This is a genomic window from uncultured Oscillibacter sp. (assembly GCF_910584465.1).
Classification (GTDB): domain Bacteria; phylum Bacillota; class Clostridia; order Oscillospirales; family Oscillospiraceae; genus Oscillibacter.
On the sequence record NZ_CAJUBK010000087.1, the window covers coordinates 1 to 7,143 of the forward strand.

11 protein-coding genes are annotated in these 7,143 nt (G+C 60.7%); 5 read left to right on the top strand and 6 right to left on the bottom strand.

The window, feature by feature from the left end:
• The 4 genes from QZ332_RS12555 to QZ332_RS12570 all read left to right on the top strand — a co-directional run.
• A partial coding sequence (locus QZ332_RS12555) for a hypothetical protein (protein WP_295766026.1) occupies window positions 1-613 on the top strand: 613 nt, incomplete at its 5' end.
• A gap of 1 nt (window position 614) precedes the next feature.
• On the top strand, window positions 615-743 hold the full coding sequence (locus QZ332_RS12560; protein ID WP_295766029.1) for a hypothetical protein: 129 nt from the start codon (window positions 615-617) through the stop codon (window positions 741-743).
• A 66-nt stretch (window positions 744-809) separates the two neighbouring features.
• Window positions 810-998: a hypothetical protein gene (locus tag QZ332_RS12565; RefSeq protein ID WP_295766032.1), complete on the top strand. Its 189-nt coding sequence runs from the start codon at window positions 810-812 to the stop codon at window positions 996-998.
• 93 nt (window positions 999-1,091) lie between these two features.
• On the top strand, window positions 1,092-2,021 hold the full coding sequence (locus QZ332_RS12570) for a zonular occludens toxin domain-containing protein (RefSeq protein WP_295766034.1): 930 nt from the start codon (window positions 1,092-1,094) through the stop codon (window positions 2,019-2,021).
• A gap of 99 nt (window positions 2,022-2,120) precedes the next feature.
• Here the strand turns inward: QZ332_RS12570 and QZ332_RS12575 are convergent, their stop codons facing one another.
• The 5 genes from QZ332_RS12575 to QZ332_RS12595 all read right to left on the bottom strand — a co-directional run bounded on the left by QZ332_RS12575 (window position 2,121) and on the right by QZ332_RS12595 (window position 3,818).
• Window positions 2,121-2,372 (bottom strand): hypothetical protein, encoded by a 252-nt coding sequence (locus QZ332_RS12575; RefSeq protein ID WP_295766036.1) that lies wholly within the window; start codon window positions 2,370-2,372, stop codon window positions 2,121-2,123.
• Between the two features lie 29 nt (window positions 2,373-2,401).
• Complete coding sequence (locus QZ332_RS12580; RefSeq protein ID WP_295766038.1) at window positions 2,402-2,605, bottom strand: hypothetical protein; 204 nt, start codon at window positions 2,603-2,605, stop codon at window positions 2,402-2,404.
• Between the two features lie 60 nt (window positions 2,606-2,665).
• On the bottom strand, window positions 2,666-3,316 hold the full coding sequence (locus QZ332_RS12585; RefSeq protein WP_295766040.1) for a SprT-like family protein: 651 nt from the start codon (window positions 3,314-3,316) through the stop codon (window positions 2,666-2,668).
• Window positions 3,317-3,393: 77 nt separating this feature from the next.
• A complete protein-coding gene (locus QZ332_RS12590) occupies window positions 3,394-3,570 on the bottom strand; it encodes a hypothetical protein (protein WP_295766041.1) in 177 nt (58 codons plus the stop codon).
• A gap of 77 nt (window positions 3,571-3,647) precedes the next feature.
• Window positions 3,648-3,818: a hypothetical protein gene (locus QZ332_RS12595; protein WP_295766043.1), complete on the bottom strand. Its 171-nt coding sequence runs from the start codon at window positions 3,816-3,818 to the stop codon at window positions 3,648-3,650.
• 876 nt (window positions 3,819-4,694) lie between these two features.
• On the opposite strand from QZ332_RS12595, the gene QZ332_RS12600 reads away from it, so the two are divergent.
• Window positions 4,695-5,792 carry an IS30 family transposase gene (locus QZ332_RS12600; protein WP_295766045.1) on the top strand — a complete coding sequence of 366 codons (1,098 nt, stop codon included), beginning with the start codon at window positions 4,695-4,697 and terminating at the stop codon, window positions 5,790-5,792.
• 184 nt (window positions 5,793-5,976) lie between these two features.
• Here the strand turns inward: QZ332_RS12600 and QZ332_RS12605 are convergent.
• On the bottom strand, window positions 5,977-7,143 hold a 1,167-nt coding region (locus tag QZ332_RS12605), incomplete at its 5' end, for a putative PEP-binding protein (protein WP_367116668.1).

Consider the following 7,143-nt stretch of genomic DNA (forward strand, 5'->3'; position numbering starts at 1 on the left):
CGATCTCGTAGACCCTGAGCCCGTGGACCCCGAGCCCGTGGACCCTGAGCCTGTGGACCCTGAGCCCGTGGACCCTGAGCCTGTGGACCCTGAGCCCGTGGACCCTGAGCCCGTGGACCCCGAGCCCGTGGACCCTGAGCCCGTGGATCCCGAGCCCGTGGACCCCGAGCCCGTGGACCCTGAGCCTGTGGACCCTGAGCCCGTAGATCCCGAGCCCGTGGACCCTGGTATCGTGGGGCCGCTCCCTACCTATCCCGTCCCGGATACATCTATGGGGCCCGGCCTCCAAGAGCTCCCCGGTATCGATGAGGCCCCCGCTGCTGAGGAGCATCAGGTCTTCACCATCACCACGATCCCGGAGTTCGCCCGTGCCCTCATACGTCCCGATGCTGAGGACACCATCTCCCAGGCCCTGCGGGACCTGTTCGGGACCTATACCCCCCGTGTCCAGACGGTCACCACGTATATGGACGGCGAAGTCCTCGCCGTCGAGGAGCAGTATGTCCCCGGCGTTGCCGGGATGGACTGGGAGTGGATAGCGGGCGTCGCCGTGTTCCTCCTCCTCATCTACTGCCTCTTCCGTCTCCTGGGAGGTGCTGTGAAGTATGGATGATATGGCGGATTTCTTCTCGCTGATGCTCACCGCGATCGCCGATTTCCTCGGCAGGGAACCGATCGTTTACCTCTTCGGCCTCCTGTGCCTCTCCATCCTCGTCAAGGTGTTTCGGCAGTTACTGCCTTAACATATTTTCGTGGCCCGAAAATCTTGCCCCTGCGAACGATCAAAAAAATGAAAGGAATGAAACATCATGGATAGTGGTACTACCAACACCCTGGCCAACATGCTGACCACGATCACGACGGTCTTCACCGCCGCCCTGGGCTGGGTCCAGAGCGTGTCCAACACGATCTCCGATACGCCCCTGCTCCTGGTGGGCTGCGTCATCTTCTTCATCGGCACCGGCGTGACGATGTTCAAGCGCATGTTCCACATCTGATCGACAGGGGGCGGCGGCGGAGCGAAAGCCCGCCCCGCCCCCCTCCATCTCATTTTTGAGCGTGCACTCTCAAAAGATCCGAGGTCGATATACATGGGATACGTATTTTGGATAGCCCTCCTCTGGCTCCTCCTGGACCGTGCCCGGCATCCCCGGCACCCGCTCCAGCTGAACGTATACTTTGGCGTCCCTGGCTCCGGTAAGACCACCTACGCCGCCTACCTCGCCAAACAGGCCCGCAGGGAGTCCGTCATCATCCGTCTCTGCCGCCGCTTCCCCTGCCGCTTCACCAACTGGATATTGGACGGCGGCAACTGGAAGAGGGAATACCCTGTCTGGTCCAACGTTCCTATCGCTGGGACCCTCCGTCTCAACGCCCGGGAAGACATCGGCGTGCATATGATACGGGACGGCAAGATGATCATCGATGAGGCCGGCGTGGAGTTCAACAGCCGCAATTACAAGACCTTCCCTCAGACCGCCATCAAATTCTTCAAGTACCACCGTCATTACGGCGTGTCCGTGGACGTGTTCTCTCAGTCCTTCGAGGACATGGACGTGACCCTGCGCCGCCTGGCCCAAAACTTCTATGTGGTCAAGAAGTCTGTGCTCCCCTTCTTCATCGTCACCAAGCGTATCCGCCGCCGTGTCGGCATCGACGATAAGACCCACCAGCTCTGCGACGCCTATTTCTTCGGCCTCCCCATCCTGGATACGAAATGGATATTCTGCCCGCCTCTTTGGAAGATGTTCGACTCCTATGATTTCGAGGAGCTCCCCGAAAAAGAGTGGACCAAATGGCCCGGCCCGGAGGATGTCACCTCCGATGATGATGAGGAGGTGGAAGACAGCCCCCGTGGTCCTTTCTCCGCCCTGGGCTCCTTCTTCTCCCGTATCTTCTTCCTGCCGGACGAAGAGGAGGACAATGACCTTCCTATGGAGGATGTCCCGGACCCCTTCCAAGCAAACGATTGGCCTGCCCCGGAGGATGAAGACACGGACGACATCCACCTCCAAGGATGACCCTCATCCATATCCTTCGAGTCCTTCCCTCTGTCGTTTTAGGGCCCCTCTGAGCGTAGACGCTCAGAGGGGCTCCCTCTATCCTCCCATCCTTGGATGTTAGATCACAAATCCGTGTGTGCCATAGTAACCAGGGACAAGGGCCTTGATGGTCGCCCTCATGATCTCTGGGTGCCCGGGCGCATACTCGAGTTGACGGAGCGTGTAAAACTTGCCGTTGATGGTGATGCTGGCGTCCGATACCATGCCGACGGCCTTAAAATAGTCCACGGCCATTTTGACGGTGCAGCCATTGCGCAGTTTCCCGGAGTCGTCCCAAAGGGGGGCATAGATATCCTCTGTCTTGCTCATTTTTGCGTCCTCCTACTGTGAGCCAGTGTCTACCATTGGCCCTTCCTGTATCCGTTCCGCTCCAGCCATGCGTCCGCCTGATGCATCTGGGCGAAGGTCCGGCTCTTGCGCTTCTGCCGGTCCCGCCCGGTGATGACCTGTCCGCTGGCCGCCTGGATGACCCAGCGGACCTTCCCCCGCTTCTCCACGGGGTTGTAATAGACGACCTGCCCGGCCTCGTTCTGGTATCTCATATCCACTCCTCCCTCCCCGTCGAGCCGATAGGACAGCTTTTGAACGTGCACTTTCAAAAATCAGGCTTCCACCATCTTCTCCATGCAGTCCCCGCAAAGGATGTTGACCGCCCTGGTGGCCCGCACGCTCTGCCCGCAGCAGGGGCAGACCAGCTTCCGTGTGCTGGACCTCTTCGGCTTCTTTCCGCCGTCCACGGCCCCGCCTTCCCCCGCCTTGCTCCCGCCGCTGGCCGTCGGCCTCCAGCTCCCGTCCCGGTTGATGCTGATATCCGTCCAGCCCTGTCCTATGATGTACTCCAGCAGCTCGTCCCCCGGTTCCGTGACGGTCCAGCCGTAGGTCGGATGATGCCCGATGACCAACCCCCGCCGCTCCGCCTCGTCCCGGAACTTCCGGTTGTGGTACGCTCCGCCCCGTGAGCAGTCCTGGATATCGTGGGCGATGTTGTACAGGTGGACCATCTCATGGACCATCGTAGCCACCACATGTTCGATGGGCCTGTCCAGCGTCTCCGCCCCGATGTTCAGCTCGTGCCGCCAGTCGTCCTTGCGCTTCCACGTCTTCGCCACGCTGACATGCCCGTAGGCCCGGGGCGTCGACTGGATGGTGATGATAGGCTCCTCCAGCTCCCCGCCGAACCAGTCCGCATCGACCGCCCGGAAGATCTTCTCCAGGTATCCTGCCGTCCGGCTGGTCTTCACTGTCTCTTTCATGTCTGTTCCTCCTTCGTTCGTTGTGGCTCCCCACGACGGCCCGTAGGCCGTTTCGCCCGGTCGCCGTCCGGGTCTCTTCAGGCGGGATCCTTGTAGGTTTCCTTTACCCAAGCCTCCGTTGCCGCTTCTAGTTTTTTCAAAAGCTCCTGATTATCGACGTTGTAGTCCTGGCAGATACTTCGGGTCAGCCCATTCAGGCCTATGATGATTCCTTGGATGGCGTAGATTTCGTTGACTGTCAGCGTGATATTCATGTCTGTTCCTCCTTCGTTCGTTGTGGCTCCCCACGACGGCCCGTAGGCCGTTTCGCCCGGTCGCCGTCCGGGTCTCTTCAGGCGGGATCCTCGATCATGTCCGCAATGCTTTCGGCCTCGATAAGAGCTTCCATCACTTTATTGAACCTCTTTGCCTTTTCAAAGTCCCTTTGGTCTTCACAAAACGTGGATTCATGGCAAGCTCCCATAGCGGCCAGGAACAGCAGTTCTTTTTCCGTGATCTTCATGTCATTCCCTTTCCGGCCCTTCGGCCTCTCTTGCTGGTTTGATGCTCCTAACAGCCCCGCTTCCGTGCCCCCCTTACAGTTATTATTATAGTGCTAGCACTATTAAAAGTCAAGATATAGATGATGCTAGCAATATAAATATATTGCTAGCATCTTTGTGCAATATGATGAATTGACGAAAGCCCGGACTTTATGGTATCCTTTATGGAAAAGAAGGTGGTTTTGTGTATTCTGAAGCCCAAAAGAGAGCAACGTCAAAGTACCATGCTAAGGCATATGATCAAGTATCTATCCGTGTCCCCAAAGGCACTCGTGATCGCTGGCGTGCCCTGGCCGAAATGGAAGGGAAGTCCTTAGCCGCCTATATTGTCAGCCGAGTAGAGGGCGCATATGTCCATGCGGAGGAAATTATCGACGTTCCCGCCCCCTCTGAGGCCCCTATCCAGGAGCCCCATAAAGGCCCCTCTGAGCGCTCCGACGCTTGACCGCTGCACCGATACTCCCAGCCTGGACCGGGCCCCTCCTTTTTCCCACGGAAAAAACGACCCTTAGGAGCACTCGCCCCCGCAAGGAGATGCGGGAAGCCCCGCAGGGCTGGCCCGCATGTCCGCTGCCCCGCTCCGGCCCCCAGCCTCCTCCAGGCTCACGCCGGCATCGCGCCCCGTATGGGCTCCCAGTGCCCTCCAGCCTCCCGCCCCGGCGTTCCCGGCACTCCGTCAAGGAGAAGTCCTTGCGTTGTATGCCGGTGCGCCCCTGCGCCCGCTCAACTGACCCCCATACTCCCCAAAGCGAAACGCCAGGGCTCCCGCCCCGGCGTTCCTTTGCGTTTATACCCTTTTTGAGTATGCACTTTCAAAAAACAGGAGGTATCGAAGCATGGCACGGAAGATCCGCCGCATGACCTGGACGGACCGTCTCAACATCGAAAAGCTGTTCAACTCCGGCGCTTCCTACCGTGCCATTGCCAAGCGTATAGGCTTCTCCGTCGCTGCCGTCTACAAGGAAGTCCAGCGTGGCCTGTATGACCACTTAGACGGCAAGACCTGGAAGACCCTCGAACGCTACTCTGCCACCATCGCCCAGGACGATGCCGATTGGCAGTCCTCCGCTAAAGGCTGTACCATCAAGCTCGGCCATAACTACGCCTATGCTCTGGCCGTGGCGGACCGTATCCTCTCCGGTGAATCCCCGGACCAGATCGTCGGTGACCTCCGCTCCCGCAGGGAGTGGACCGTCTCCACACCTACCCTATACCGTTACATCGACCAGGGCTACATCCCCAATGTCACCAATAAGGACCTTTGGCAGAAATCTAAGCGAAAAAAGCGTAAGTACCAAAAGGTCAGGGCCTCTAGGGCCCCGAAGGGAACGAGCATCGAACGCCGCCCGTCCTCCGTCGCCAGCCGCTCCACCTTCGGTCATTGGGAGATGGATAGTGTCATAGGCAAGGCCAAAGGCAAAAAGCAATCCCTCCTTGTCCTCACGGAACGTCAGACCCGCTTTGAGATCATTTTCCGGGCCTCCGCCAAGACCTCCGCCGCTACTGTCGCCGCCCTCTCCCATATCGTCCCCCATTTCCCGGAGGGGACCTTCCAGACTATCGCCGTCGATAATGGCTCAGAGTTCCAGGATGCCGACGGCATCCAGGCCCTAGTCCCTGGCCTCTTCTACTGCCACCCCTACACCTCCTGTGAGCGTGCTTCCAACGAGAACGCCAACCGCATCATCCGCCGCTTCCTCCCAAAAGGTCAGAGCCTGAGGGACGTGAAGCAAAAGGACTGCGACGCCGTTGCACGCTTCATGAACAACATGCACCGCAAAGTCCTAGGCTACCGGACCGCCGCCGAGCTCTTCCAGGAACAGCTCGACCTCCTCCGCCAGCACAATGCCGTCCAGGCTCCAAGCCCCATCGCCTCTGGCTCGGGGCCCGTCCCCGCTCTGGTCTCTGCTCCTACCGCTCCTCCGCTCCTCTAAAAAAATTTCTCCGGAAGTGTTCACTTGCTCTTGACAATTTGCAGCCTCGTCAGGCCCCCCTAGACCGGAGCGCCCCCGCCCCGCGAAAAGGCCAGGGCATATCGCCCGGGGCCGGACGGCCCGGAGGGTGATATGCCCTGGTCTCATGCTTTATCCGGCAGCCTCCAAGACGCTCCGCGCGTCCTCAGCCGTTGGCGATGGCCGCCTGGGCCGCCGCCAGACGGGCGATGGGCACACGGAAGGGAGAGCAGGACACGTAGTCCAGCCCGGTCTTGTGGCAGAACTCCACACTGGAGGGATCGCCGCCGTGCTCGCCGCAGATGCCCAGGTGCAGGGCGGGGTTGGCCTCGCGGCCCAGCTTCACGGCCATGTCCACCAGACGGCCCACGCCGCTCTGGTCCAGCTTGGCGAAGGGATCGTTCTCATAGATCTTGCGGTCGTAGTAGGCATCCAGGAACTTCCCGGCGTCGTCGCGGGAGAAGCCGAAGGTCATCTGGGTCAGGTCGTTGGTGCCGAAGGAGAAGAAGTCGGCCTCCTTGGCGATCGCGTCGGCGGTGATGGCCGCGCGGGGGATCTCGATCATGGTGCCCACCAGGTACTCCATGTCGGACCCGGCCTCCTTGATGAGCTTGTCGGCGGTCTCCACCACCACGCCCTTGACGTACTTCAGCTCCTTGACCTCGCCCACCAGGGGGATCATGATCTCGGGGACCATCTTCCAGTCGGGATGCTTGGCCTGGACGTTCAGCGCGGCCTTGATGACGGCGCGGGTCTGCATGGCGGCGATCTCGGGATAGGTGACCGCCAGGCGGCAGCCGCGGTGGCCCATCATGGGGTTGAACTCGTGCAGGCCGGCGATGATGGCCTTGATGTCCTCCACGCTCTTGCCCATGTCGGCGGCCAGCTTGGCGATGTCGGCCTCCTCGGTGGGCACGAACTCGTGCAGGGGGGGATCGAGGAAGCGGATGGTGACGGGGCAGCCCTCCATGGCCTCATAGATGCCCTCGAAGTCGCTCTGCTGCATGGGCTCCAGGCGGGCCAGGGCCTTCTCGCGCTGCTCCACGGTGTCGGAGCAGATCATCTCCCGGATGGCGGGGATGCGGTCCTCGTTGAAGAACATGTGCTCGGTGCGGCAAAGGCCGATGCCCTGGGCGCCGAACTTCCGGGCCTGCGCGGCGTCGTGGGGGGTGTCGGCGTTGGTGCGGACCTGGAGGCGGCGGTACTTGTCCGCCCAGCCCATGACCCGGCCGAACTCGCCGCCGATGGTGGCGTCCGTGGTGGGGATGGCCCCGTCGTAGATCTTGCCGGTGGAGCCGTCCAGGCTCAGCCAGTCGCCCTCGTGATAGGTCTT

Bases quoted from the DNA above. Each gene is read 5' to 3' on its own strand.
- QZ332_RS12575 (WP_295766036.1), bottom strand. From the start codon at position 2,372: ATGAGCAAGACAGAGGATATCTATGCCCCCCTTTGGGACGACTCCGGG.
- QZ332_RS12570 (WP_295766034.1), top strand. From the start codon at position 1,092: ATGGGATACGTATTTTGGATAGCCCTCCTCTGGCTCCTCCTGGACCGT.
- QZ332_RS12595 (WP_295766043.1), bottom strand. From the start codon at position 3,818: ATGAAGATCACGGAAAAAGAACTGCTGTTCCTGGCCGCTATGGGAGCT.
- QZ332_RS12600 (WP_295766045.1), top strand. From the start codon at position 4,695: ATGGCACGGAAGATCCGCCGCATGACCTGGACGGACCGTCTCAACATC.
- QZ332_RS12565 (WP_295766032.1), top strand. From the start codon at position 810: ATGGATAGTGGTACTACCAACACCCTGGCCAACATGCTGACCACGATC.
- QZ332_RS12580 (WP_295766038.1), bottom strand. From the start codon at position 2,605: ATGAGATACCAGAACGAGGCCGGGCAGGTCGTCTATTACAACCCCGTG.
- QZ332_RS12590 (WP_295766041.1), bottom strand. From the start codon at position 3,570: ATGAATATCACGCTGACAGTCAACGAAATCTACGCCATCCAAGGAATC.
- QZ332_RS12560 (WP_295766029.1), top strand. From the start codon at position 615: ATGGCGGATTTCTTCTCGCTGATGCTCACCGCGATCGCCGATTTCCTC.
- QZ332_RS12585 (WP_295766040.1), bottom strand. From the start codon at position 3,316: ATGAAAGAGACAGTGAAGACCAGCCGGACGGCAGGATACCTGGAGAAG.